General features: G+C 72.6%; 19 protein-coding genes. 5 read left to right on the forward strand and 14 right to left on the reverse strand.

Features of this window, described 5'->3' with window-relative positions:
* Nucleotides 1-33: 33 nt before the first annotated feature.
* A complete protein-coding gene (locus ACFT4A_RS35770; protein ID WP_382838945.1) occupies nucleotides 34-1,143 on the reverse strand; it encodes a PP2C family protein-serine/threonine phosphatase in 1,110 nt (369 codons plus the stop codon).
* A gap of 315 nt (nucleotides 1,144-1,458) precedes the next feature.
* Between ACFT4A_RS35770 and ACFT4A_RS35775 the strand changes: the two genes are divergently transcribed.
* The gene (locus ACFT4A_RS35775; RefSeq protein WP_382838948.1) at nucleotides 1,459-2,346 is read left to right on the forward strand and encodes a GNAT family N-acetyltransferase; all 888 of its coding nucleotides are present in this window, start codon (nucleotides 1,459-1,461) and stop codon (nucleotides 2,344-2,346) included.
* 24 nt (nucleotides 2,347-2,370) lie between these two features.
* Here ACFT4A_RS35775 and ACFT4A_RS35780 read toward each other — a convergent pair whose 3' ends face one another.
* The gene (locus ACFT4A_RS35780) at nucleotides 2,371-3,255 is read right to left on the reverse strand and encodes a Gfo/Idh/MocA family protein (RefSeq protein WP_382838951.1); all 885 of its coding nucleotides are present in this window, start codon (nucleotides 3,253-3,255) and stop codon (nucleotides 2,371-2,373) included.
* Between the two features lie 204 nt (nucleotides 3,256-3,459).
* On the opposite strand from ACFT4A_RS35780, the gene helR reads away from it, so the two are divergent.
* Nucleotides 3,460-5,658, forward strand: a complete 2,199-nt coding sequence (helR, locus tag ACFT4A_RS35785; RefSeq protein WP_382838954.1) for an RNA polymerase recycling motor ATPase HelR — start codon at nucleotides 3,460-3,462, stop codon at nucleotides 5,656-5,658.
* On the opposite strand, the gene ACFT4A_RS35790 is transcribed toward helR, so the two are convergent.
* Genes ACFT4A_RS35790 through ACFT4A_RS35805 form a run of 4 tightly spaced genes read right to left on the reverse strand, consistent with a single transcriptional unit; the run spans nucleotide 5,618 to nucleotide 9,926 of the window.
* Nucleotides 5,618-6,487, reverse strand: a complete 870-nt coding sequence (locus ACFT4A_RS35790; RefSeq protein ID WP_382838956.1) for a sugar phosphate isomerase/epimerase family protein — start codon at nucleotides 6,485-6,487, stop codon at nucleotides 5,618-5,620. The two genes, helR and ACFT4A_RS35790, sit on opposite strands and share 41 nt — an antisense overlap.
* The gene (locus tag ACFT4A_RS35795; protein WP_382838959.1) at nucleotides 6,484-7,506 is read right to left on the reverse strand and encodes a Gfo/Idh/MocA family protein; all 1,023 of its coding nucleotides are present in this window, start codon (nucleotides 7,504-7,506) and stop codon (nucleotides 6,484-6,486) included. The genes ACFT4A_RS35790 and ACFT4A_RS35795 overlap by 4 nt, the downstream gene beginning before the upstream one ends.
* 20 nt (nucleotides 7,507-7,526) lie before the next feature.
* The gene (locus tag ACFT4A_RS35800; protein WP_382838961.1) at nucleotides 7,527-8,966 is read right to left on the reverse strand and encodes a sugar porter family MFS transporter; all 1,440 of its coding nucleotides are present in this window, start codon (nucleotides 8,964-8,966) and stop codon (nucleotides 7,527-7,529) included.
* 9 nt (nucleotides 8,967-8,975) lie between these two features.
* Nucleotides 8,976-9,926: a TIM barrel protein gene (locus tag ACFT4A_RS35805; RefSeq protein WP_382838964.1), complete on the reverse strand. Its 951-nt coding sequence runs from the start codon at nucleotides 9,924-9,926 to the stop codon at nucleotides 8,976-8,978.
* A 227-nt stretch (nucleotides 9,927-10,153) separates the two neighbouring features.
* Between ACFT4A_RS35805 and ACFT4A_RS35810 the strand changes: the two genes are divergently transcribed.
* Nucleotides 10,154-11,149, forward strand: a complete 996-nt coding sequence (locus ACFT4A_RS35810; RefSeq protein ID WP_382839066.1) for a LacI family DNA-binding transcriptional regulator — start codon at nucleotides 10,154-10,156, stop codon at nucleotides 11,147-11,149.
* Nucleotides 11,150-11,188: 39 nt separating this feature from the next.
* Here ACFT4A_RS35810 and ACFT4A_RS35815 read toward each other — a convergent pair whose 3' ends face one another.
* Together ACFT4A_RS35815 and ACFT4A_RS35820 are read right to left on the reverse strand one after the other, a co-directional pair.
* A complete protein-coding gene (locus ACFT4A_RS35815) occupies nucleotides 11,189-12,193 on the reverse strand; it encodes a substrate-binding domain-containing protein (RefSeq protein WP_382838966.1) in 1,005 nt (334 codons plus the stop codon).
* 255 nt (nucleotides 12,194-12,448) lie between these two features.
* Complete coding sequence (locus ACFT4A_RS35820) at nucleotides 12,449-12,862, reverse strand: VOC family protein (protein WP_382838969.1); 414 nt, start codon at nucleotides 12,860-12,862, stop codon at nucleotides 12,449-12,451.
* Nucleotides 12,863-13,049: 187 nt separating this feature from the next.
* On the opposite strand from ACFT4A_RS35820, the gene ACFT4A_RS35825 reads away from it, so the two are divergent.
* Nucleotides 13,050-13,910: an aldo/keto reductase gene (locus tag ACFT4A_RS35825; RefSeq protein ID WP_382838971.1), complete on the forward strand. Its 861-nt coding sequence runs from the start codon at nucleotides 13,050-13,052 to the stop codon at nucleotides 13,908-13,910.
* 260 nt (nucleotides 13,911-14,170) lie between these two features.
* Here the strand turns inward: ACFT4A_RS35825 and ACFT4A_RS35830 are convergent, their stop codons facing one another.
* Complete coding sequence (locus ACFT4A_RS35830) at nucleotides 14,171-14,407, reverse strand: hypothetical protein (protein WP_184586858.1); 237 nt, start codon at nucleotides 14,405-14,407, stop codon at nucleotides 14,171-14,173.
* A 193-nt stretch (nucleotides 14,408-14,600) separates the two neighbouring features.
* On the opposite strand from ACFT4A_RS35830, the gene ACFT4A_RS35835 reads away from it, so the two are divergent.
* Nucleotides 14,601-16,319 (forward strand): hypothetical protein, encoded by a 1,719-nt coding sequence (locus tag ACFT4A_RS35835; RefSeq protein ID WP_382838974.1) that lies wholly within the window; start codon nucleotides 14,601-14,603, stop codon nucleotides 16,317-16,319.
* A gap of 59 nt (nucleotides 16,320-16,378) precedes the next feature.
* Here ACFT4A_RS35835 and ACFT4A_RS35840 read toward each other — a convergent pair whose 3' ends face one another.
* The 5 genes from ACFT4A_RS35840 to ACFT4A_RS35860 all read right to left on the reverse strand — a co-directional run bounded on the left by ACFT4A_RS35840 (nucleotide 16,379) and on the right by ACFT4A_RS35860 (nucleotide 25,220).
* Nucleotides 16,379-17,020 carry a cutinase family protein gene (locus tag ACFT4A_RS35840; protein ID WP_382838976.1) on the reverse strand — a complete coding sequence of 214 codons (642 nt, stop codon included), beginning with the start codon at nucleotides 17,018-17,020 and terminating at the stop codon, nucleotides 16,379-16,381.
* A 149-nt stretch (nucleotides 17,021-17,169) separates the two neighbouring features.
* Nucleotides 17,170-18,387, reverse strand: coding sequence for a PucR family transcriptional regulator (locus ACFT4A_RS35845; protein ID WP_382838979.1), 1,218 nt, complete (start codon nucleotides 18,385-18,387; stop codon nucleotides 17,170-17,172).
* 122 nt (nucleotides 18,388-18,509) lie between these two features.
* The gene (locus ACFT4A_RS35850; protein ID WP_382838982.1) at nucleotides 18,510-19,466 is read right to left on the reverse strand and encodes an alpha/beta hydrolase; all 957 of its coding nucleotides are present in this window, start codon (nucleotides 19,464-19,466) and stop codon (nucleotides 18,510-18,512) included.
* 22 nt (nucleotides 19,467-19,488) lie between these two features.
* Complete coding sequence (locus ACFT4A_RS35855; RefSeq protein WP_382838984.1) at nucleotides 19,489-23,460, reverse strand: acyltransferase domain-containing protein; 3,972 nt, start codon at nucleotides 23,458-23,460, stop codon at nucleotides 19,489-19,491.
* Entirely contained in the window at nucleotides 23,457-25,220 is a 1,764-nt protein-coding gene (locus ACFT4A_RS35860; RefSeq protein ID WP_382838986.1) for a fatty acyl-AMP ligase, read from the reverse strand. The genes ACFT4A_RS35855 and ACFT4A_RS35860 overlap by 4 nt, the downstream gene beginning before the upstream one ends.
* Nucleotides 25,221-25,241 lie beyond the last annotated feature (21 nt).

Genomic DNA, 25,241 nt, shown 5'->3' on the forward strand with positions numbered 1-25,241 from the left:
CCGCGAAGCTTCGCGGACCGCCGCCGGCCGCCGTCAGGGCCCGCTCTGCGACCGGGGCGCGAGCACGAGCATCGTGACGTCGTCCCGGATGTCCGGGCAGTGCCGGACGAGGTCGTCCCACACCCGCTCGGCGAGCGCCGCCGGCTCCTCCTCGGCGAAGCCCGGCAGCCGTTCGGCCAGCGGGTAGAAGACCCCGTCCGCGTCCCTGGCCTCGGTGACCCCGTCGGACGCGAGGAAGAGCCGGTCACCGGCGCGCAGCCGCACCGAGACGACCCGGGGCGGAGTCGCCTCGGCGAGACCGAGACCGAGCGGTGTGCACGGCTCGATGTCCAGCTCGACGGCCCGCCCGTCGCGCAGCAGCAGCGGCCCCGACTGCCCGCAGGCCACGATCCGCACCACACGGGCGTCGTCGGAGAACCCGAGCAGCACCGCCGTCGCGAACAACTCGGCGTGCGGCACTCCCGCCGAGTCCGCCACCAGCCTCCGGTCGAGCCGGGCCGCCACCGCCTCCGGATCCGGGTGGTCCAGCACCGCCTCCCGGAACGCCCCCAGCAGCGACGCGACCGTGGCGACGGCCGACAGACCGTGTCCCTGCACATCGCCCATGACCGCCCGGACGCCGTAGGGGCCCGCCCGTACGTCGAAGAAGTCGCCCCCGACCAGCGTCCCGCTCTGCGCGGCCCGGTACAGCCCCGCGCACCGCACCGGCCCGACCCGTTCCCGCAGCGGCGGCACGACGGCCCGCTGCGCCGCCTCGGCGACGGCCCGTTCGGTGACCAGCTGGGCGTCACGCCTGCTGCGGACGAACGACAGCAGCACACTCAGGACGGCCACGAAGCACACGGTCAGTAAATCGGTGCTGCCGGGGTCGTTCAGGCTGAACACCGGGATGGTCAGCACGACCACCACCAGCGCGCCCAGCACCGCCGTCGCCAACGGTCCGTGCGCGAGCACGGCCAGCGGCGGGATGGCGCCCAGCAGGAAGCCGATGTCGAGCGGCTCCGGACTGATCAGCTCCGCCGCGCACACGCCCGCCAGCAGCGCCGACGGCAGCACCCGAGCCCAGCCCGGCGGGGGCGCGCCGCGCAGCCAGCCGCGCCGGTCCCGGTCCCGGCGCGACAGCCGGCCGCGCACACTGCTCACACCACCACGCTGCTACGCCCGCCCGGGCGCCGCACGCCGGGCCCGCGCGTACGCCCCTGGGCCGGCCGGAGGGCGCGAGCCCCAGCCGGGCGTCGTGGTCGGTCAGGCCGCACGGCCACTGGGGCCGAGCCGGTAATTCAGTGGACGGTCCGTCGGCGGCCCCGTAGCCTGTGGCGCGCCACGCCCCGAGACCGTGGAAGGAGGGCAGAGCCGTGCAGTTCACACCGTTCCAGCGCTCCCTGCTCCCCGTCCCCGGCGTGTCTCGACCGACCTGACCGGGAGCGCTCCTCGCAGCATGCTTCCCGGAGGAAGTCCATGACCGACGTGGTCATCCGCGCGCTCGACGCGAGCGCCGCCGATCTCTTCGACACCCTGCCCGACCCGCTGGGCGCCCGTGAGGGCCACAAGCGGACCCTGCACCGCCCCGACTGGAAACGGGTGGCCCTGCGCGACGGCAAGGTCGTCGCACGCGGCGCCTGGTGGGGCGGCCCCGACGACACCGAACCCGTCAACCTCAACTGGTTCGACGTCGCGGAGGGCGAGGAGGAGGCAGGCGCCGCACTCCTGCGCTCCGCGCCCTGGCAGGTGGAACTCGAACTGAACCTGCCCCCCGGCTGGCGCGACACCCCGGCCCTGCGCACCGCCGCCGAGACCCGCTTCACCGCCGCACGGAAGGCCGGCTACGACCTTCTGGTCGAACGCCTGCTGTACCGATGGACCCCCGAGCACGGCCTGCCCGAACGGCCCGGGCGCCTCGTCTTCCGGGCCGAACCGGACGACGCCGTGTTCTTCGACGCGCTGCGCCGTATCCACTCCGTCACCCTGGACGCCCACGCGCTGAAGGACATCGAGGAGGGCGGACTCGACCGGGCGGCCCAGGAGGAACTCGACTTCTTCCACTGGTGCCCCTCGCCACGCGAGTGGTGGCAGGTCGCGTACACACCGGAGGGCGAGCCGGCCGGCATCCACATCCCGGCCCACAACCCGTCGGGCCCGTGCATCGGCTTCATCGGCGTCCTGCCGGACCAGCGAGGCCGCGGCTACGCCTACGACCTCCTGGTCGAGTGCACCCGCTTCCTGGTCGAACAGGGCGCGGAGTTCGTCGCCGCCGCCACGGACCAGGGCAATTTCCCCATGGCCGCGAACTTCGCCAAGGCGGGTTTCCCGGTGGTCAAGGAACGGCTCAACTTCCACCCGGTGTAGACAGGTGTTCGGCGGCGACGCGGACTAGCGTGCGCCGCCGTTCAGCAGGTCGTCGGCCGCCGTGAGGATCTCCGTGACACGGAGGCCGAACGCCGCGTCGCACGCGTGCGGACGGCCGGTGCGGGCCGCGGTGAGCAGGGCGTCCGCGGCCCGCGTCAAGGCGGGGACCGCTCCGTCGGAACTCTCCGGCAGGACCGCGACCCCGGCCTCTCCCCGCACCTCCAGCGCGGCACCGGCCGCGGCGGGCGGTGCCGTCAGGCTCAGGGTGAGGGTGCTCGACGCGCCACCGGAGTGGTCGAGGACGACATGCACCGTGTCCCCGGGGCCGTACGCGGCCGCCGTCACGCGCCGCACGTCGCCGAGCACGGGCAGCAGCACGGACAGGGCGTGCGGCCCGACGTCCCACAGGGCGCCCTTCTCCCGCCGCCACGGCGTCGCGAAGGGGCTCTCGCTGGTGAACACCGCCCCGAGCCACTGCGCGTGGGCCGTGAACCAGCCCGGCACTCCGGCCTGCTCGGTGATCCACGCCTCCGGCTCGGGCTGGAAGCGGGTCGTGAAGAACACGACCGAGGCGACCCCCGCCTCCTCGACGGCCTCGACCACGGCCCGCCCCTGCTCCACCGTCGGCGCGAGAGGCTTGTCGAGCAGCAGATGGCACCCGGCCCGCGCCGCGCGCGCGGCGAGTTCGGCCTGCACCTGGGGAGGCAGCGCCACGGCGACCGCGTCCACGTCGGCGAACAGCTCGTCGACGTCGTCGTACACTGGCACGCCGTGCCGCTCGGCCAACTCCTTCGCGGCCTCGGGGCGGCGGCCCCACACCCCGGCGAAGTCCAGCCCCTCGTGTCGGCTCAGTGCGGGTGCGTGGGCCATCTGCGCCCACGGTCCGGTGCCCAGCAGTCCTATCCGCATACCGCCGCCTCTCCACGGTGCCTGAACGAAGAGAGTGCCACACCAAAGGGACCGGCGACCGGGAGGGCCGCACAACAAGAAGGGCAAGGAGACGTCTCCTTGCCACTCTCAACTTATAGCGCACGGGGGGTCTTGCGGCAAGGCCCCCGTCGTGCCGCAAACTGTCCGGCCTAAGCCCAGGATCTGCGGAAACGGGAGCATCACGTGACCCCCCTGACCATGAGCGCGTTCGATCTTCCCGACCGGCTCTCCCACAAGTCCGACCCTGTGCTGATCGCCGGGGACGAGCGGCACTTCGCCGCCGTCGCCGAGTGTCTGAAGCAGTCGATCGCCGAAGTGTCCGACCGGCTGGTGGCCGAGCGGCGGGCACCCGGCGGCAAGGGCCGGCAGGCGATGGACCGGGACGCGGAGATCCACCGGCTGACCACCCGTCTGCGCGCACTGCGCCGCTTCGGACTGGACCTGTGCCTCGGGCACATGGTCGGTGCCGACGACTCCGAGCCCGTGTACGTGGGACGGCTCGGCCTCACGGACAGCGAGGGGCGCCGGCTCCTGGTCGACTGGCGTTCCCCCGCCGCCGAGCCGTTCTTCGGAGCCACCCACGCCGACCCCATGGGCCTGGCGAGCCGCCGCAGATACCGCTGGACCGGCGGCCGGATCGGCGACTACTGGGACGAGGTGTTCACCGCGGACGGCATCTCCGGCCACGCAGCGCTCGACGACCAGTCCGCCTTCATCGCCAGCCTGGGCACCGACCGCTCGCCCCGGATGCGGGACGTGCTCGGCACCATCCAGGCCGACCAGGACGCCATCATCCGCGCGGGTTCCCGCGGCGCCCTCGTCGTCGACGGCGGCCCGGGTACCGGCAAGACCGTCGTCGCCCTGCACCGCTCCGCCTACCTCCTCTACTCCGACCCGCGCCTCGGCCACCGCAAGGGGGGCGTGCTGTTCGTCGGCCCGCACCGGCCCTACCTGTCCTACGTCTCCGACGTCCTGCCCAGCCTCGGCGAGGAGGGTGTGCAGACCTGCATCCTGCGGGACCTCGTCGCCGAGGGAGCCACAGCGAGGGACGAGGCCGACCCGGACGTGGCGCGTCTGAAGTCGTCCGCGGACATGGTGGGGGCGATCGAGAAGGCCGTCAGGTTCTACGAGGAGCCGCCCACCGAGAAGATGACGGTCACGACCCACTGGTCCGACATCCACCTGAGCGCCCGGGACTGGGCCGTGGCCTTCGAAGCGGCCGAGCCCGGCACTCCGCACAACGAGGCACGCGATCAGGTCTGGGAGGAACTGCTCACGATCCTTCAGGACAAGCACGACGGCGACGTGTCGGCCGGCCTGCTCCGCAGATCGCTGTCGCAGAACAGGGAGCTGCGCACGGTGTTCAACCGCGCCTGGCCGCTGCTCGAAGCGAGCGACCTCGTGTCGGACCTGTGGTCGGTGCCCGCCTATCTGCGGATGTGCGCGCCCTGGCTCAGCCGGGACGAGGTCCAGACGCTGCAGCGCGCGGATGCCCAGGCCTGGACCGTGTCCGACCTGCCGATCCTGGACGCCGCACGGCAGCGGCTGGGCGACCCGGAGGCGGCCCGGCGCAAGCGCCGGAACAAGGCCATCCTCGCCGACCAGCGCGAGCACATGGCGCGCGTCGTCGACACCCTGATCGAGGCCACGGCCAACTCGGGCGCCGACGGTGACGAGGGCGAAGGCCTGGTGTCCATGCTGCGCGGCGAGGACGCCCAGGTCAGCCTGGTCAACGAGGCCGAATTGACCACCATCGAACCGGACGTGCTCACCGGCCCCTTCGCGCACATCGTCGTGGACGAGGCCCAGGAACTGACCGACGCGGAATGGCAGATGCTGCTGCTGCGCTGCCCGTCCCGGAGCTTCACCATCGTCGGGGACCGCGCCCAGGCCCGGCACGGCTTCACGGAGTCGTGGCGGGAACGGCTCGAACGGGTCGGGTTCGGCCGCGTCGACCTCGCGTCCCTGAGCATCAACTACCGTACGCCCGAGGAGATCATGACGGAGGCCGAGCCGGTCATCCGGACCGTGCTCCCGGACGCCAACGTGCCGACCTCCATCCGCAGCGGCGGCGTCCCCGTCGTCCACGGAGCCGCCGCGGAGCTGAGCTCGGTCCTCGACACCTGGCTGGCCGCCCATGGCGACGGGATCGCCTGTGTCATCGGCGATCCCGCGTTCCAGCCATCCTCGTCACGCGTCCGGTCGCTGACCCCGGAGCTGTCGAAGGGGCTGGAGTTCGACCTGGTCGTCCTCGTCGACCCGGAGGACTTCGGCACCGGCGTCGAAGGAGCGGTCGACCGCTATGTCGCGATGACCAGGGCCACCCGGCAGCTCGTCGTCCTCACGACCCCGCCAGCTCCTTCCGGATGCGGTCCAGCATGAACGCCGACGACTCCCGGGCCCGCTCCTCCCAGGCGAAGACACAGGCCGTGGCGACACCGTCGAAGCCCAGCTCGCGCAGGGTGCCGAAGAAGGCGTCCCAGTCGACCTCGCCCTGACCGATGTCGAGGTGCTGATGGATCCGGGCCGGCGTGCCCGGCGGGTTGAGGATGTACCGCAGACCGCTGGAACCCTTGTGGTTGAAGGAGTCCGCGACATGCACGTGCTGGAGCTTGTCACCGGCGTAGCGCATCATCGCCGCGATGTCCGCCGTCGGGTCGGAGCCCGAGAGATGGAAGGTGTGCGGGGCGCAGTACAGGTAGTTCACCCACGGCTTGTTGATCGCGCGGACGAGATCGACGGCCGGGGTGTTCTCCTCGCAGAAGTCGTCCGGGTGGGCCTCCAGATTCAGGGCGATGCCCTCCCGCTCGAAGACCGGCAGCAACTCCTCCAGCGAACGCCAGAAGGCGGACTCGCTCTCGGCGGCGCGCTCGGGCCGGCCGTTGAACTCCGAGTTCATCAGGGGGCATTCGAGATCCACGGTGATCTCGATCATCCGCTTCCAGTAGCGGACGGCCGTCTGCCGCTCGGTCTCGTCCGGCGAGGACCACTTGTACAGCGGCAGCACCGAGGACAGCAGCACACCGTACCGGCGCAGCGACTCCTTCAGCTCCGTCACCCGCGCGTCGTCCGCCCGCGGGTGCAGGAAGAACGGCATGAAGTCCGCACGCGGCGACAACTCGATGTGCTCGTAGCCGAGTTCGGCGACCGTGCGTACCATCTCGTCGATCGGCAGGGCACGGAACATGTACGGGTCGAGGGCGATCTTCACGCGGTGCCTCCGTAGAGCGCGGGGCGGGGCTTGATGTCGACGGTGACGATCTCTCCGCCGCCGGCCTCCTGGGAGCGGACGGCGGCGTCGGAGATGACCGTGGCGGCGTAACCGTCCCAGGCGGACGGGCCGGTGGGCTCGGTGCCGGCCGCCACGGTGGCGACCCACTCGCGGAACTCCGTGTCGAAGGCCTCCGCGAACCGGTCCTTCCAGTCCTGCAGCACACCCGTGCCGTGCCGGGCGGCGGTGCGGATCCCGACGGCCGCCGGGTCGGGCAGCCGGACCAGGCCGTCCTCGCCCACGACCTCGCACTGGATGTCGTAGCCGTACTGGCAGTTGACGAAGACCTCCAGGTCGATACGGACGCCCTCGCCGGTCTCGAAGACCATGATCTGCGGGTCCTTCAGGTGACCGAACCGCTTGCTGGTGGCGCGCGGGGTGATCACCTGGGCGGAGACGATCTCGTCGTCGAGCAGCCAGCGCAGCACGTCGATCTCGTGGACGGCGGTGTCCTGCGCGGCCATCGCGGAGTGGTACGACTCCGGGACGGTCGGGTTGCGGTGGGCGCAGTGCACGATCAGCGGGGCACCGAGCGAACCGGTCGACAGGACCTCCTTCATCTGGCGGTACCCGGCGTCGAAGCGGCGCATGAAGCCGACCTGCACCAGCCGGCGGCCGTGCGCCCGCTCGGCCTCGACGATCCGCAGACAGTCCTCCGCGGTCGTGGCCAGCGGCTTCTCGCAGAACACCGGCTTGCCGGCGGCGATCGCGTTCAGGACGTGCTCGGCGTGGGTCGGCCCCCACGAGGTGACGAGGACGGCGTCCACGTCGGGGGAGGCGACCAGATCCGCGCCGGTGGGCAGCGCGGTGGCACCGCACCGGGCCGCCACCTCGGCGGCACGCTCGGTGTCGACGTCGGCCACCGCCGTGACAGTGGCCCCGGTGACGACCTCGGTGAGCCGCCGGATGTGGTCCTGGCCGATCATTCCGGCGCCGATGACGCCTACACGTACGGTCATGGTGAACTCCTTGGAAGAGGTCAGGAAAAGCGCGTCCGGAGCTCCGCCTCGAGCGTCTCGAGGGTGCGGCCCTTGGTCTCGGGGACGTACAGCTTCACGAAGGTGAGGGACAGCAGGCCCGCCACCACGAACAGGAAGAAGGTGTTGGAGATCCCGATCCCGGAGACCAGGGACGGGAAGACAAGACCGATCACGAAGTTGGTCAGCCACAGCACCACGGCCGCGACGCCCATGCCGAAGCCGCGCATCCGCATCGGGAAGATCTCCGACAGCATCAGCCAGGTCACCGGCGAGATCGCGCCCTGCTGGAAGGCGAGGAACGTGACGGTCATCGCGAGCACGGCGAACGCCCGCGGATCACCCGACGGCAGCACGAGGGAGAACACGCCGATCAGCAACAGGGCCACGGTCGTGCCGAGCTGGCCGGTCATCAGCATCGGCCGGCGGTTGACCCGCCCGAGCAGCCAGATGCCGACGAAGGTGGCCAGCACCGAGATCACCCCGTTGGCGATGTTCGCCGTCAGCGCGCTGTCGGCGGCGAAACCGGCGTCGGTGAGGATCTGCGTGCCGTAGTACATGATCGTATTGACGCCGGTGATCTGCTGCACGATCGCGATGCCGAACCCGACGAACATCAGCTTCCGCACCCACGGCGTGCTCTTGATGTCCTGCCAGCCGCCGAGCTTCTCCCGCTCGTCCTTGACGGCCAGCGCGGAGACCTCCTTCAGCTCGGCCTCGGCCCGGGCCCGCGACCGCACCTGCTTGAGGACTTCGAGGGCCTCGCCGAAGCGGCTCTGGGAGGCCAGCCAGCGCGGGCTCTCCGGCATCACCAGCATGCCGAACCAGAGCACCACCGCCGGCAGTGTGGCGATGACCAGCATCCAGCGCCACACACCGCCGGACTCCCCGCCCACCTGCGCGATGATCGCGTTGGACGTGAACGCCAGCAGCTGACCGGAGACGATCATCAGCTCGTTCCGGGTGACGAGAGCACCGCGCCGCTCCGCGGGGGACACCTCCGCGAGATACACCGGCACGGTCACCGAGGCGCCGCCGACCGCGAGACCGAGCACGAGGCGCGCCACGATCATCACCTCGGTCGTCGGGGCGAGCGTGCAGCCGAGCGCGCCGACGAAGAACAGCACGGCCAGCAGCAGGATGTTGCGCCGCCTGCCGCGCGCGTCCGACAACCGGCCGCCGGTCACCGCGCCCAGCGCGGCACCCAGCAGCAGCGAACTGGTGACCATGCCCTCGGTGACCGGGGTCAGGCCGAGGTCGTCGGTCATATAGGGCAGGGCGCCGTTGATGACGCCCGTGTCGTAGCCGAAGAGCAGACCACCGAACGTGGCGATGATGGTGATCATCCGCAGCCGCCGGGAGACCGCCGGCGGGGTCTCGTCCGCGACGCCGGTGGCCGGGGCCGGTTCGGATGCTGGTGTCGTGCCGTCCTTGACGTCCATGGCCGCTCCTTACCTGCCGATGGCCGGGCGGCGGGTACCCGAAAGACCGCAGTCGGCCAGGTGCTCGCGGGTGCCGACCGCGATCGGCAGCGGCACCTCGGGAGCGCACGGGTACAGGTCCTGCTCGACGATCACGAACAACTCGGCATCGAGCCCCGCCAGTTCACCCACCACATCGGCCGGGGCCGGCACCCCTGCGGGCGGCGACACGCACACCCCGCGCTTCACGGCCTCACTGAAGGACAGGTCCTCGGCCACGACCTGCGCCAGGATCTCCGGATCCATCTGCTTGATGTGCACATAGCCGACCCGCTCACCGAACCGGCGGATCAGATCGAGGTTGTCCCCACCGCCGTACGCCACATGCCCCGTGTCCAGGCACAGGTTCGTGTAGCGGCTGTCGGACTCGTTCAGCAGCCGCTCGATCTCCGGCTGTGTCTGGAGGTGACTGTCGGCGTGCGGATGGACGACCAGCCGTACGTCGTACTCCTCCAGCAGCAGCCTGCCCAGCCGGTCGGCGGCCCGGCCGAACCCGGCCCACTGCTCGGCGGTCAGCTCGGGCGACTCGGTGAACGCGCCCGTCTTCTCGTCCCGGTACATGGGCGGAATGAAGACCAGATGACGCGCCCCCGCGGCCGCGGTCAGCGCGGCGACCTCACGGACATGGGCGAGCATCTCGTCCCAGGCCTCGGGCCGGTGCAGCGCGCCGAACGCGGTACCGCCGGAGACCTTCAGCCCCCGGGCGTCCAGCTCGGCCCTCAGCCGCCGCGGGTCGGTGGGCAGATAGCCGTACGGGCCGAGCTCCAGCCACTCGTATCCGGCCTGGACCAGCTCGTCGAGGAAACGGGTGTACGGCACCTGGTGCTCGTCCTCGGGGAACCACACCCCCCAGGAGTCGGGGGCGGAGCCGAGGCACAGATTGCCGACAGTGGTACGGAGAGGGACGGGCGCCGTTGCCATGGTCAGTGTCCTTGGAGGAGAGGGGGAGGGTGTCTGAGCGATGTGACGCGCGCTACTAGCGCGCTCTAGTCGAGTACGATGACCCCTGTCCAAATGTCATGTCAATAGGTTGTTGCCGGGAGATTGCGGGGCCCCATGGCGGGATCCCCGCGCGGGACACCCCGTAAGGTGGGCGCCGTCGGAGGGTGGGTTCACAGGTGGATGCATCGGGCAGGCAGCGGCCCACGATGGCGGACGTCGCCGAGAAGGCGGGCGTCTCCCGCGCGCTCGTCTCGATCATCTTCCGCAACCAGGCGGGAGCCGGCCGGGAGACCCGGGAGCGGGTCCTGCGCGTGGCCGACGAGCTCGGTTACCGGCCGGACAGCGCGGCCCGGCTGCTGGCCCGTGGCCGCAGTCGCACGCTCGGCGTGATGTTCACCGTGCACCAGACCTTCCACACGGATCTCATCACCGGCATCTACCCGGAGGCCGAGCGGCTCGGGTACGACGTCCTGCTCTCCGGTTCCACCCAGGGGCGCAGCGAGGCCAAGGCGGTCGAGGCGCTGCTCAGCCACCGCTGCGAGGCGGTGATCCTGCTCGGCCCGGACGCCCGGCCCGGCTACCTCGACGAGCTCGCGCAGCGCACGGTCACGGTCTCGGTCAGCCGCCGCGTGCCCCAGGCCCATGTCGACTTCGTCCACTCCGCCGAGGGCAAGGGCGTCCGGCAGGCCATGGACTACCTGGTGGAGCTGGGGCACCGCCGGATCGTGCACATCGACGGCGGACGCGGTCCCGGTTCGGCGGAGCGGCGGCGTGCCTACCGTGCGGCGATGCGCCGCCACGGGCTGGAGGACCGGGCCCGGGTGATTCCCGGCCACCACACCGAGGACTCCGGTGTCGAGACCGGCCGTCTGCTCCTGGCCGAGCGCGACAGCGGGCAGCCCTTGCCGACGGCGGTCCTCGCCGGCAACGACCGCTGCGCCATGGGTCTGCTGATGTCCCTCACCCGGGCGGGCATCGACGTCCCGCGCGATCTGTCCGTCGTCGGCTACGACGACAGTCACCTCTCCCACCTGATGCCGACCGGCCTGACCACGGTCCGCCAGGACGCGGCCCTGATGGCCGAGCACGCCGTCCGCTTCGCCGTCGAGCGGCTGGAGAACGGCGAACTGCCGCCGCGCGAGGCGGTGCTGGATCCGAAGCTGGTGGTACGGGGCACCAGCGGGCCGGCCCCGGCGGAGTAGGCGCGTCGCCAAGGCCGCCCAGGTCCGCCCAATGCCGCTCTAGCGCGTCCCCTTCTTCGCGAACTCCGCGACGGTGTCGGCGTTGTCCTTCGTGATGAACGCCGGCCCGGTGAGTACGGGAGCCGTGCCGCCGCCGCTGAAGTTGCCGTTCGTCCTGTACAGCCACAGTGCGTCGACGGCGAGATAGCCCTGGAGGTAGGGCTGCTGGTCGACGGCGAACTCGATGTCGCCGCCCTGGACGGCGGTGACGAGGTCCTTGTTGAGGTCGAAGGTGGCGACCTCGGCCTCGCTGCCCGCGTCCCGCACCGACTGCACGGCGGTCAGGGCGATCGGGGCGCCGAGCGTGACCACTTGGTCGATAGTGGAGTCCTTCTGGAGCTTGGCGGTCAGCGTCGACTTCACGGAGGGCATGTCGGTGCCGTTGACGTACAGGTTCTCCGTGGTGCCCTTGAAGCCCTTCTTCAGGCCGGCGCAGCGTGCCTCCAGCGCGACCTGGCCCTGCTCCTGGACCACGCAGACGGCGTGCTCGGCGCCCAGCTGGTTGAGGCGCTCCCCGAAGGCCCGGCCGGCGATGTTCTCGTCCTGGCCGAAGTACTCGAGCATGCCGAGTTCCTTCCAGTCGTCCAGGCCGGAGTTGAAGCCGACGACGGGGATGCCGGCCGCCTTGGCCTTGGCCACCGCTGCCTTCATGGCGTCGGGCTTGGCCGCGGTGAGCGCGATGCCGTCGACCTTCTGGTCGATGGCGTTCTGCACGAGGTTGGCCTGGTTTCCGGCGACGGGGTCGCTGGAGTAGACGAGCTTGATGTTGTCCTTCGCGGCGGCGGCCTGGGCGCCCTTGCGGATCAGGTCCCAGAAGGTGTCGCCGGGCGCCGCGTGGGTGACCATGGCGACGGTCATCCGCGGGGTGGTGGCCTTGCCCGCCGCGGCGTCGGTGCCCCCGGTCTCGGACTGCTTCCCGCCGGAGCCGCTGGAGCAGCCGGCGGCGAGCAGCGCGCCCACGAGGGCGGCGGCGGTCAGGGCGGCGGGTCTGTGGTGTCTGCGCATGTCGGGTGCACCTCGCTGTGCGGGGGAGAAGGGGGCCGCGGCCGGTCCGGGGCGGGATGGCTGGAGCGCGTTACTAGCGCGCTCTAGTGGCAGGTACTATGCGACCGCCTTCTGGGGATGTCAACAGCTTTGTCAGGACGTACCAACAAAGCGGAGGCGGCGGCACAGCGGAGCCGCCCGTGCGCGCCGGCCTGGGGGCGGCGTGTACGGGCGGCTCTGAGGCGGACGGTCCTGGAGCGTCCCGGTCGGTCCTGCTCAGCTCTCCGGTCTGCCGATGTTGACCATCCATGGGGTGCCGAAGCGGTCCGTGCACATGCCGAACTCGTCGCCCCACATCTGCTTCTCGAGCGGCACCGACACCGAGCCGCTGTCGGAGAGCTTCTCCCAGTAGCCGCGCAGCTCGGCGTCGTCGTCACCGCTCAGGCTCACGGAGAAGGGAGTGCCCGGCGCGGACTCCATGCCCGGCGGGTTGTCGGCGCCCATCAGGGTGAAGCCGCTGGTGGTCTCCAGCATGCCGTGCATGATCTTGTCGGCGTTCGGGGCGTCCGCCTGGCCGAAATCGCCGTAGCTGTTGAGGGTGAGGTTGCCGCCGAAGACCTCCTTGTAGAACTCCATCGCCTGCCGGGCTTCGCCGTTGTAGGTGAGGTACGGATTGAGGCGCGTGACCATGTGAACCTCCCGGAGGGACAAAAGGGTCATGTGCGCGCAGCGTAGCGCCGGGCACTGACAATGGCTCGCCGAGCGCGTCGCGCAGGGGGCGGGGGAGCGGGGTGCGAGGCGGGCGCCGGAAGGCCGGTGTGGACGTCAACCGACTTGTTAGCGTCGGCCCTTGAGCAGAGGGGGATGGAGACAGCTCATGACATCGACCACCTTCCGCGTCGGCGGGGATCTGGACGTACGCCGGCTCGGTTTCGGCGCCATGCATCTGCCGGCCGAGCCCGGACCCGATCGGGAGAACGCCCTCGTGGTCGCCCGGCGGGCCGTGGAGCTGGGCGTCACCCTGATCGACACGGCCCACCTGTACGGCGAGGGAGCCAACGAGGAGCTGCTCGCCGAGGCGTTGTACCCCTACCCGGAGGGGCTGCTGATCACCACCAAGGTCGGTGTCGCGCGCACCGGCCCGGGAGGCGAGTGGAAGTACGACGGACGGCCCGAGATCCTGCGCGCCCAGGTCGAGCAGGCGCTGCGCCGGTTGCGGGTCGAGCGGATCGAACTGCTCCAGCTGCACCGCATCGATCCCGACACACCGCTCGCCGACCAGCTCGGCACGCTGCGGGAGCTTCAGACCGAGGGCCTGGTCGGACGGATCGGGCTGTCGGAGGTCACCGTCGACGAGCTGGCCGGGGCCCGGGAGATCGTCGACGTCGTGAGCGTGCAGAACCGCTACAACCTGCTCGACCGCGAGCACGAGCCCGTTCTCGCGGAGTGCGCGGCGGCCGGTATCGCCTTCCTGCCGTGGCGGCCCGTGGCGTGGGGGAAGGCGGGTGCCGAGGCCGAGATCGCCGCCGTGGCCGCCGACCTCGGGGCCACGCCCACGCAGGTCGCCCTCGCCTGGCTCCTCGACCGCGCACCGGTCGTCCTGCCGATCCCCGGTACGGCCCGGATCGAGCACCTGGAGGAGAACCTCGCCGCGGCGGACCTCGACCTGACGCCCACCCAGCGAGCCCGCCTCGACCGGCTGGCCGAGGGGGCGGGGGCCGAGTCGGGGGCGGGCTAGGCAGAGACCTGTGTGTCGCGGGGAGGGGCAGACGCCTCGGTGAGTATGTGAGGGCGGGACACATCCGGGGCCGGGCCTGGAGGGATGCGCGGAGGGGCGCGTGCCTCGTCGGATGTCGGAGGGGCAAGGGCCGAATCGGGGGCGGGCGGGGCAGAGTCCGGGGGCCTCGCGGGGAGGGGTGCGCGCCTCGGCGGGTGGCTGAGAGGCAAGGGCCGAAACCGAAGCGGACCAGGGCAGGGCCCCGGGCGTCGCGCGGAGGCTCATGCCTCGTCGGAGCCGGACTCCCCGTTGTTCCAGTCGTACGGGCCTCCGCCGCGCCACTCGATCAGCTCGGTGTCGTCGACGGCCGTGTCGGCGGTGGGCAGGCCCTCGCGGTGCAGCAGGTCCAGTACGTCGAACAGGCTGTAGGCGACGCCCATGCGCTCGCCGTGGATGGTCACCAGCCGTCCGCCGTCCGACGCGGGCGGCTGCACGACCACGGGGGGTTGACCGTCCATAGCCCCACCATGCCCCCGAAACGGGCGGTTCGCAGCTCGGCCTGGACCATACGCGGGACGAACCGGCACGGCGCGTCGGTCCCGAGCCCCGGTGCCGGGTGCTCTGTGCGCCGGTGACAAGGCGCGACCGGGAAACTGAATTCTCGTCAGCACCCCCTGAGGGCCCTCCCGCCACCGCCCTAGCGTCCGTGGCATGGACATGAACCGCAGGAGCAGAGGGAAGTGGCGCGGTGCCGCACTCGCGGTACTGCTGACCGCCGGGACACTCACGGCCGCCGCCCCGGGCGCCCGGGCCGACGGGGCGCGGACCGAGACGCCCGTCGCCTCGACGTCCCCCGTCACCGGGGTGACCGAGTCGGTCGTACGGGTGAAGGTACCGCTGCCGGAGTCGGCCGGGCCTCGTCCGGCCGCGTGCGACTGGCTGTCGTATCTGCGCTACCGCTCGGCCGACGGGCCCGCCGCGTCGGCCGGCGCGGACCGGATCCTCATCGCCCAGCCCGGCATCCTGGAAGGCGCCGGGGCGTTCGACAGCGTCGCCCGCAACACCGTCACCAGGGCCGCCGAGCAGGGCGCGCACATCGAGTTCTGGGCGCTGGACCGGCGCTCCAACTGCCTGGAGGACCGCACCGGCATCGCCTCCGGCGACCAGCACAGCGCCGTCGACTACTACTACCGGGGCAAGCAGGTCGACGGCCGGACCTTCGGCGGCTACGCGGGCAACGGACAACTGGGCTGGATGGCGAAGCTCGGGATCGAGCAGACCGTACGGGACCAGTACGACCTGCTCACCGCCGAGTTGCCCGACCAGGCACAGCGCAAGCGGAAGGTGCTGTGCGGCGGGCACTCGCTGGGCGGTGTCGTCACCGGGTACTTTGCCGCCGCCGACTTCGACGGCGACCGGGCCACCACGGCGGACGCCGGGTACAACCAGTGCGCGGGCTACTTCGCCCTCGACACGACCGTCTCCACCTCGCTCGCCGACCTCAGCGGCAGCCTGCCCGACGACACCGACCTGCCCGACATCGGCCTCGGTTACGGCGTGGTCCAGGCCGGTCTGGACAGCGGGCTGCTGTCGCGCACCCTGTCCGCGCCGGTGCTGCTCAACCCCGAGACCATGACCCTGCTCGGCATCGCGGGCCTCGGCGCCCTCAAGGACCTGGAGGGTGAGGCCGACCTGCCGAGCTATCTGCCCTCCAACCTCAACGTCGAGGCCACCAACCGCTTCCTGTTCGCCAAGGACACCGCCGCCTTCCTCAGCGGCTCGCCGGCGGTGAAGGACTTCCGGCTCACCAACGGGGCGGTGCTCGGGGCGCTGCTGGACGACAACTCCGTACCGCTGGCGTTCCTGCAGACCAGCGTCGGCTTCTTCGACGGCGGGCCCATCGCCGACAAGAGCTTCCCCGTCGCCAACGGTGCGCGGCAGCCCGGTCTCTACGGCACCGCGTACAAGGCCATCCCGGACCGGCCGCGGGGTCCGCTCTACACCTGGCGCACCTACGACCGCGTCGGCGACCCCGACGACCCCGGCTACCGGTCGGCCGACGGCACCCCCTTCACCGGTGCGGGCGAGGAGGTCACCGACATCCGGCAACTGGCCCGCAGCCTCGCCGAGCAGCCGCTGGACTTCACCGAGCAGTACTTCCCGACCAAGCTGGTCACGGACATCCAGCTGTCCACCTCGCCGCAGGTCAAGAAGCTCGTCGTCCACCCGGGCGGGCTCACCGCCAACCCGGTGCTCACCGTCCTCGCCGGTGAGGGACTGCTGGCCGGCCGGGTGCCTCCCGAGCTGCATCCCGTGGTCGCCGACGGCTACCAGCACCTCGATGTGCTGACCGCCGCGCCCACGCAGAACAATGGCGAGCCCGAGATCGTCTCCACCAGCCTCGCCGGGTTCGCCCGGTCACCCCGCTAGACACCGGAAACGGGGCCCGGGAGGAGATCCTCCCGGGCCCCTCGGTGTGCCGGTGATGCTCAGAGCCTGGCCGCGGCGAACGTGGCGGCCGCGTCGGCGTCGTCGCGGTAGCTCAGATGCGCCCCGACGTCACCCCCGCCGTTCTCGCAGACGGGGTCGCCCTGGGCGCAGAGGTCCAGGGTGCGGCTCTGGTAGGTGCCGGTGACGCTCTTGCCGAGGGCCCGGATCGGGTTGCCGAACAGCAGCACCGCTGCGACCTTCGGCTCGACCGCTGCGGGCAGCGTGGCCACGATGGGGCTGCCGACCACCGCGCCCGCGCTGCTGATGCCGATCGAGTTGTCGACGACGTTGGCGCCCTGCGAATAGCCGACGAGAACGAACTTCTGGTTCGGGCAGGCGGCGGCCTGGCTCTTCACATGGTTCACCAGGTCCAGATTGCCCTGCGCCGCCGAGGTCGGGGAGAGGTCGGCGGGATAGTTCACCTTGTAGCTGGTCAGGTTTTTGCCCGCTGCTTTCTTCTGCAGGGCGGAAAGCACCGGGTCGCCGACGATGAAGCCGAGCGTCCCGGGCTCGAAGGTGCCGCGTGCCGAGACGAGTTCCACGTCGGAGCAGGCCGCGGCCGAGGCCGGGGGAGCCGAGAGGGTGGCGAGCCCGGCCCCGCCGACCAGCGAGAGCGCGGCGAGACACAAACGGATACGCATGGGGGATCCTCCGCGTGTGAGGCGCGTGAAGCGCCTGCGAAAAAGGACGGCCCGAACGTATTCGCTTTCCCTCGCCGGGAGTTATGGACGGGATTATGGAAACCCCGCCGTTTTTTGTCGCCGATTGAGTACGACGCCGAATGCGATCGTCAGTTCTGCGGTGTGTGCAGGGATTCCGCGCGCAACGCGAGAATGAGATCGAGGCGGGTGCCCGGATCGTGCAGGGCGTCGCCGAAGAGCTTCTCCAGCTGGCGCAGGCGGTAGCGGACCGTCTGCGGGTGGATGTGCAGCCGCGCGGCCACGTCCGGCACGTTGCTACCACTGAGCAGCCAGGCCAGCAGTGTCTCGGCGAGCCGGTCGCGCTGCCCCGCCGAGACCGTGTCGAGTGGCGCCAGGACGCGCGCCTGGAGCCGCTCCAGCAGCGGCTCGTCGCCGTACAGCAGCAGGGTCGACAGATGGTCGGAGCAGCGCTCCACGCCCTGGCGGGGCAGGATGCCACGTCCCATCAGCCCGAGCGCCCTGGTGGCCAGGCGCAGCGATCGCGCCGCCTCCGTGACCGCCACCGTCGGGCCGATCGCGGCGGGCCGGCCGCGCAGGGCGAGCGTGAACGCCCGGCCGAAGCGGCCGGAGCCGTCCGGTTCGGGCACCAGCATGCGCGGCGGCCGGGACTCCATGTCCACCAGCGCGCCCGCTGCCGCCAGCGGCCTGTCCTCCTCCCGCCGGTCCGGCGCCGCCGCGAGCGCCACCACGGCGACCGTCCGGGGCACCGGCCAGCGCGCACCGTGGGCCAGATCCTGCACGGCCTCCAGCGCCACCGGGCCGTCCTCCAGCAGCAGGTCGAGCAATCGCCTGCGACGTCGCTCCAACTCGTCGGTGCTGCGCAGCTGGGCCTCCGCGTAGCCGGCCGCGGCCGCCTGGGCGACCTCGTGCACGGTCCGGAACGCCAGCTCACCGAGTGCCGCGACGACGGTGGAGTCGAGGCCGAGTTCCTCCGCCGTGGAGCCCATCAGCCGCCAGGCGTGCAGCCCGCCCACCCGCAGCGCGGACTGCAACGCGTCCAGGCTGCGGCCCTCCAGGGCCTCGCCGCGCCCGAGTTCGTAGTACGTCGCCGCGATCGCGCTCCCGTCGTCGCGCGGGTCGGCGATGTGGTCGACGAACAGGGTGAGTGCCTGCACCACCCCGGACCGCAGGTTCTTGCGGTACGTCCCGTCGGCGGGACGCGCGTACTCGGGAACCTGACGGCAGACCTCTTCCTCCACCAGGTCCGCGACGGCGGCCAGTTGGGCGCGCAGCAGCTCCGCGAGCTCGGGCGGCACCGGCGGCGTGCCGGGGCGGTCCGGCACGCCGTGCGGGGTGGGCACGGCCATCACGGACACTCCTTTCGACCGGAAGCGGCTCACCCGCGGGCTGATGCCAGTGGGACGAGTGGGAAGTCCTGTGTTGGACGGACGTCCCCTCCGCTCCGTTCCGTGCCCCGACGGCACCCCCGTCACTCGGGCACGCCCAGTGCACGGGCGAGGATTGGCCACGAGGCTTTGAACTCCGGCTTCCAGTGGGCCCAGTCGTGTCCGCCTCCGCCGTAGAAGTGCGTGGTGGCCGGGATCCCCATGAGGGCCAGCGTGCGGGCGAAGCCCTGGGCCGAGGGCCACAGGGCGCTCTCCAGCACGCCGGGCAGCGGGTCCCCGCTGCCGCCGCCCACTCCGCTGCCCTGCGAGATGTACAGGGGGGTGCCGCGCAGCCCGGTGGCGCGGGCCCGCGGGTTGAAGTCCCGCCAGGTCAGGAGGTTGAGCACGGGATGACCCCACAGGGACGCGGCCGGCAGGTTCTCCCGGGCCACGATGGCGTCCATGATGGCGGGAACACCGGGGGCGGTGGTGTCGAGGATGCCGCTGTAGGAGGCCGCTGCCTTGAACGCGCCGGGGTGGCGGGCCGCGTGGGCCATCGCGCCGTAGCCGCCGGTGGAGACCCCGGCGACCGCCTGTGCGCCGGAGGCCCGGTAGTCCCGGGCGAGCAGCGCCGGCACCTCCTCGACCTGGAAGGTCTCGTAGTCGGGGCCGCCGCGCCAGACCGTGGGGATGCCGGTGGGGCCGGCGTCCGGCATCGCCACGATCAGGCCGCGGCCCTCGGTGAACGCCTCGATGTCCGTCTCGCGGGTCCAGGACGTGTAGTCGTCGTGAGCGCCGTGCAGCAGGTACAGCACGGGATACCTCCGCTCCGGCCGCGTGCCGAAGTCCGACGGCAGGATCAGCCGGACGGGCGCGCTGCGGCCGAGCGCGGCGGAGGGCACGGACACGTCCAGCGTGCGCGGCCCGAGCCGGGTGGCCGCCCCGGCACGGGCCGTGCCGCCCGCGGCCCCGAACAGGACGGCGAGGCCGGCGGCGGCCGTCGCTCTGGCGACGGTGCGCCGGGACACTCCGGCGGCGGGCTTCGGCGACAGGTCGGACATGGCGGCTCCTCGGGTTCAGGTGTCAGGGGGCCCGCTCGGCGAGCACCCGGCTCAGGTGGGCGGCGATCTCGTCGACGTGCGGCGGGTCGAGCAGCGACAGATGGTGACCGGGCACCGGTACGACCTCCAGGCGCGGGCACACCTCGTCCCAGCCCAGCGCCTCGTCGTCCCGCTCGTACGCCGGGTCGCGCACGGTGTGCGGCGCGGGCTCGGTGGCCCGGTAGAGGACCACCGGCCCGTCGTGGTCCCCGGGCCGGTGCGACTCCCCGATGCCCAGGTCCAGGTAGGAGGCCCGCTGGTGCTCCAGCGCGGCGGCCGGCACGTCGGCGGTCTCGCGCAGCGCCCGCAGCACGGTGTCGATGCGTGCCCCGTCGTCGTCCAGGGCCACCAGGTCGTCGTACGGCAGCTCCAGCCGCACGCCGTAGGTGTCGGCGACGTGGCGGGTGAAGCCCTCGAAATGTGCCCGGATCCGATCGGCCCGCGTCAGTCCCGGCCGGGGGAGGGGGCGTACGGAGTCGATGAGCACGACCAGCCGCACCTCCCGCCCCGCGGCGGTCAGGTGCCGTGCGGTCTCCTGGGCGACGAAGCCGCCGAAGGACCAGCCGCCCAGCACACAGGGCCCGTCGGGGTGGGCGGCGTTGATCGTCTCGGCGTAGCGCCGCGCCTTCTCCGGCACGGTCCGGGCCTCCTCGATCCGCTCCAGCCCGTACACCGGCCGGTCGTCCCCGAGCCGTTCGGCGAGCGCGCGGTAGACGGCGACCGGGCCGCCCGCGGCATGGACGAGGAACAGCGGGGGCCGCGAACCGGTCGCACGCAGCGGGCGCAGCGGGGTGTCCTCGCGGGGGAGGGCCTGTCGGATCCGGGCGGCGGCGTCCTCGACGGTGACGGCGAACAGGTCGCGCAGGGGCAGCGCGATGCCGAACTCGCGCTCCACCGCGGTACGGACCCGGACGGCCATCAGCGAGTCCAGGCCCAGGTCGGCCAGCGCCGTGCCCGGGGCGACACGGGTGGGCGGGTGGCCGGTGACGGCGGCGATGTGCCGGGTCAGCCGGGCCAGGACCGAAGCGGGCTCGGCGACTTCGGCGGGAGGCTCCTCCGGGACCGGCTCGGTGTGTGCCCGGCCGTCCGTCCACCAGTGCCGTACGTGCCGCCACCGGGGCAGGGGCAGGTCGACGACCCGGCCGGGCGGCACGGGCAGCCGCCCGCCCGCGACGTACAGGGCGCCGAGCTGTCCCGCGAACGCCTCCGAACCGTCGGCGTCCCGGCGCAGGGTGGCCAGGGCGAGGGCGCCGGGCACGGTGTCGGCGACCGCCCCCGTCAGGACCGGGTGGGGTGAGATCTCGACGAAGGCCGTGTGGCCGTCGGCCGCGGCCGAGGCGAGCGCCCGGTCCAGACGCACGGGCCGCCGCAGGTTGGCCGCCCAGTGCTCCGCGTCGAACCCGCAGTCGCCGCGCGGGTCGTCGAGGACGGTGGAGTAGACGGGGACACGCGGCTGCCGCCCCCGGATACCGGCCAGCGCGTCGACGAGCTCCGGCAGCAGCGGGTCCACCTGGGGCGAGTGCCCGGCACCGACGACCCGCATGGTCCGCGCCGCCCGGCCCTGCCCCTCCAGCCGGCGCACGAGCCCGGCCACGGCCGCTTCCTCTCCCGTGACGACCTTCTGCCGGGGTGAGGAGTGCACCGCGACATGCACACCCGGGAAGTCCCTTTCCAGAGAACGCAGTTCGGCGTCGTCCAGGTCCACCACGGCCATCGCGCCGCCGCTCAGCCCGCTCAGCAGCCGGGCCCGTAGGGCGATGATTCGCGCCCCGTCCGCCACGTCCAGCGCGCCCGCGCACACGGCCGCCGCCACCTCGCCCATGGAGTGGCCGATCACCGCCGCGGGCTCCACCCCGTACGAACGCCACAGCTCCGCCAGCGCCAGTTGCAGCCCGAACAGGACGGGTTGGGCGACCTCCAGTCGGTCGAGACCGGCACCGGACGACAGATGGTCGTACAGGGACAGGCCGCACTCCGGGGCGAGGTGCGGGTCGAGCTTCTCGACGGCGGCGGCGAACGCGGGTTCCTCCGCCAGCAGGCGGCGCCCCATGCCGGGCCACTGGCTGCCGTAGCCGGAGAAGACCCACACCGTGCCGGGCCCGACGCGGTCGCGGTCACCGGTCACCACCCGCGCGTCCGGCTGTCCTGTCGCCAACGCCCGCAGAGCGTCGGCCAGTTCGGCACGGTCCCGGGCGGTCACGGCGGCCCGTACGGGACCCCGGCCCGTGCGCCCCGCCAGGGTCCGGGCCACGTCGGCGGGGTGCGCGGCGCTGTCGCGCAGCCAGTCGGCCAGTCGGCCCGCCGTGTCGCCCAGGCGCTCGGCGTCGAGGTCGGAGAGCAGGTGCAGACGGGCCGCGGGTTCCTCGGCCGGCCGGGCCGGAACCAGGCCGGGCGGTCCCTCCTCCAGCACCACATGCGCGTTGGTGCCGCCGAAGCCGAACCCGGACACCCCCGCGACAGCGGTGCCGCCGTAGCGGGGCCAGGGCTCCGGCTCGGTCACCACCCGCAGCCGGTCATCGGTGAGGGAGCTGCCCTCCGCGCAGTGCAGGGACGGCGGGATGGAGTCGTGGTGCAGGGCCAGCACGGTCTTCACCAGGCCCGCGATGCCCGCGGCCGACTCCAGATGACCGAGGTTGCCCTTGACGGAACCGAGCAGCAGCGGCTGGTCCGGGTCACGGTCGGCGCCGAGCACCGCGCCGAGCGAGCCCGCCTCGATCGGGTCGCCCAACGGGGTGCCGGTGCCGTGTGCCTCGACATAGTCGACGTGCGCCGTGGCGAGCCCCGCCCGTGCGTACGCGCTCCGCAGCAACGCCTGCTGAGCCGCCGGGTTGGGTGCCATGAGGCCGTTGGAACGGCCGTCGGAGTTGACGGCGGTGGCGCGGACGACGGCCAGGACGCGGTCGCCGTCCCGCTCGGCGTCGGACAGCCGCTTGAGGATCACGGCCGCGCAGCCCTCGCCGCGCCCGATGCCGTCCGCCGACGCCGAGAACGGCTTGCACCGCCCGTCCGGCGCGAGGGCCCCCGCTCGCCGGAAGGCGACCGACACGGCCGGAGACAGCAGCAGGTTGACCCCGGCGGCGATCGCCGTGTCGCTCTCGCCCGTGCGCAGGCTGACACAGGCGTGGTGCACGGCGACCAGCGAGGACGAACAGGCCGTGTCGACGGCCATGCTCGGACCCCGGGTGTCCAGGACATAGGAGAGCCGCCCGGCGGCGACGCTCAGGGCGCCCCCGGCCGGCGCCCAGGGATCGACGGCGGCCGGGTCGGCGCCCGTGAGCTGCCCGTACTCGGGCGCGGAGACCCCGACGAACACGCCCGTGGCGGTGCCCGCCAGGGAACCGGCCGGAACGGCGGCGTGGTCGAGGGCCTCCCGCACAACCTCCAGCAGGATCCGCTGCTGCGGATCCATCACGGCGGCCTCGCGCGGGGTGATGCGGAAGAAGTCCGCGTCGAATCCGGCGATGTCGTCGAGATAGCCGCCGTAGGGGTGCGCCTCTGCGGGCGGGAAGGCGGTGAAGTCGCGCCAGCGGTCCTCCGGGACGCGCCGGATCGCGTCGACGCCCTCGGTGAGCAGCCGCCAGTAGTCGTTCGGGCCGTGCACCCCGCCGGGCAGCCGGCAGCCGATCCCGACGACCGCGACCGGCTCGGCCGTACCCTTCGGCGGTCCGGCTTGCAGGACCTGCGCGGCGTCGGATCCCGGGGTGTGCGGGGAACCGGCCCCGCACAGCCGCGCCACCAGCGCCTCTCCGGTCGGCGTCTCCCACAGCAGGGTCGTGGGCAGTTCCTGACCCGTGGCCCGGGACAGCTCACCGGCCAGGGCGACCGCGTCCCGTGACGACATGCCCAGGTCGGCCAGCGGCCGGTCCATCGGGACGGCCTCCGGGGACGTACCGCACCAGGCGGCCACCCGCTCGGCGATGAGCCGGCGCAGCGCGCCCTCGTCGACGGGCCTCATCCCGCGGCACCCGCCGTCGCCGCCCGGGCCCGGCCGCCATAGGCGCCCTCCAGATACCGGGCCCGGGTCAGCGCCCGCGACACCTTCCCGCTGGAGGTACGCGGCACCGTGCCCGGCGGCACCAGGACCACGTCGGCGAGCCGCAGCCCGTGCCGGGCGGAGACCGCACCCCGCACGGCACGCACCACGGCCGGCACGTCCAGCTCGGTGAGGCGCGCGGTCCGCGCGTGCTCCGCCACGACCACCACCCCCTCACCTGCGCCGCCCGGCACGGCGAACGCCGCCAGCCGGTCCCGGCGCACCGCCGGGTCCGCGTCCTGGGCGGTCGCCTCGACGTCCTGCGGATAGTGGTTGCGGCCGTCCACGATGATCAGGTCCTTCAGCCGCCCCGTGACGACCAGTTGCCCCTCCAGCACGGTCCCCAGATCGCCCGTCCGCAGCCAGCCGCCCGGACCGGCCGCGGAATCCGCGAACTCCGCACCGAACACGTCCCCCGGCCCCCGGTTCCAGTAGCCGCGTCCCACGTTCGGCCCCTGCACCCAGATCTCGCCGACCTCACCCTCCGACAACAGGGCCCGCGTCACCGGGTCGGCGACCCGGACCCGCTGGCCCGCCGGGGTGCCGCAGCCCGCCAGCAGCACGGCCCGGGGATCGTCCGGCCGCGCGGACAGGGCCTTCCCGGCCGCCAGGGCCTCACGGTCGAGCGCGAACCGGGTGAGCGGCTCACCCGGCCGGGCCGCGCAGACGAACACGGTGGCCTCGGCCAGGCCGTACGACGGGCAGTGCGTCTCCGGCGCCAGGCCCTGGCTGGCGAACGCCGCGTGGAAACGGTCGGCCGTGCCCGGACGGACCGGCTCGCTGCCGTTGATCAGCGCGGTGACCCTGTTGAGCCGCAGCCCCTCCTTCTGCTCGGCGGTCACGGTCGCGACGCAGTAGTCGTAGGCGAAGTTGGGCGCGGCGCTCACCACGTTCGGATGCGCGCCGAGCAGCCGCAGCCAGCGCACCGGCTCGTGCAGGAACGCCGCCGGGTCCATGAGGACCGACAGCAGCCCGCGCGTCACCGGGGCCGCGATGCTCAGCACCAGACCCATGTCGTGGTAGAGCGGCAACCAGCCCACGCAGGTCAGCGGGCCCGCGTCGACACCGTAGGCGGTCAGCGCCTGGCGGGCGTTGGCGACGACGTTGCCGTGGCTGATCTCCACACCCGCCGGGGCGCGGGTCGAACCGGAGGTGTACTGGAGGTAGGCGGTCGCCCCGGCGTCCGGTAGGACGGGCCGCCAGTCGCGGGCGGCGTCGTCGGGCACCTGGTCCGCCAGGACGATCCGCGGCCCGTCGGAACCGAGGAAGTCCCGCACCTCGTCCTGGACGCGGCTCGTGGTCACGACCACCGAGGGACGAGCGTCCGCCAGGACGCCCGCCAGCCGGTCCGCGTGCCCGGGCAGGTCAGGCGGATACAGCGGTACGGCTACCAGGCCCGCGGCCAGCGCCGCGAGGAAGGCGGTCACATACTCCGTGCCCTGCGGACACAGCAGGGCGACCCGGTCCCCGGGCCCGGCCCGCTCGGCGAGGTGCGCGGCCAGCGCCCGCACCCGCACGTCCAGGCGGCGCCACGTCTGGGTGCGGTGGACGCCGCGCGCGTGCTGTGCCGGATGCTCGACGAAGGTGAACGCCCGGCGGTCCGGGGTGGTCTCGGCCCAGTGCCGCACGTACTCCGGCAGCGTCGGGCACGCGGGCGCGAGCGGGGGGCGGCGGCTGTCCATCAGGCGGGGCTCCTCACGGCG

It is taken from the genome of Streptomyces sp. NPDC057099, from assembly GCF_042671245.1.
Classification (GTDB): Bacteria; Actinomycetota; Actinomycetes; order Streptomycetales; family Streptomycetaceae; genus Streptomyces; species Streptomyces purpurascens.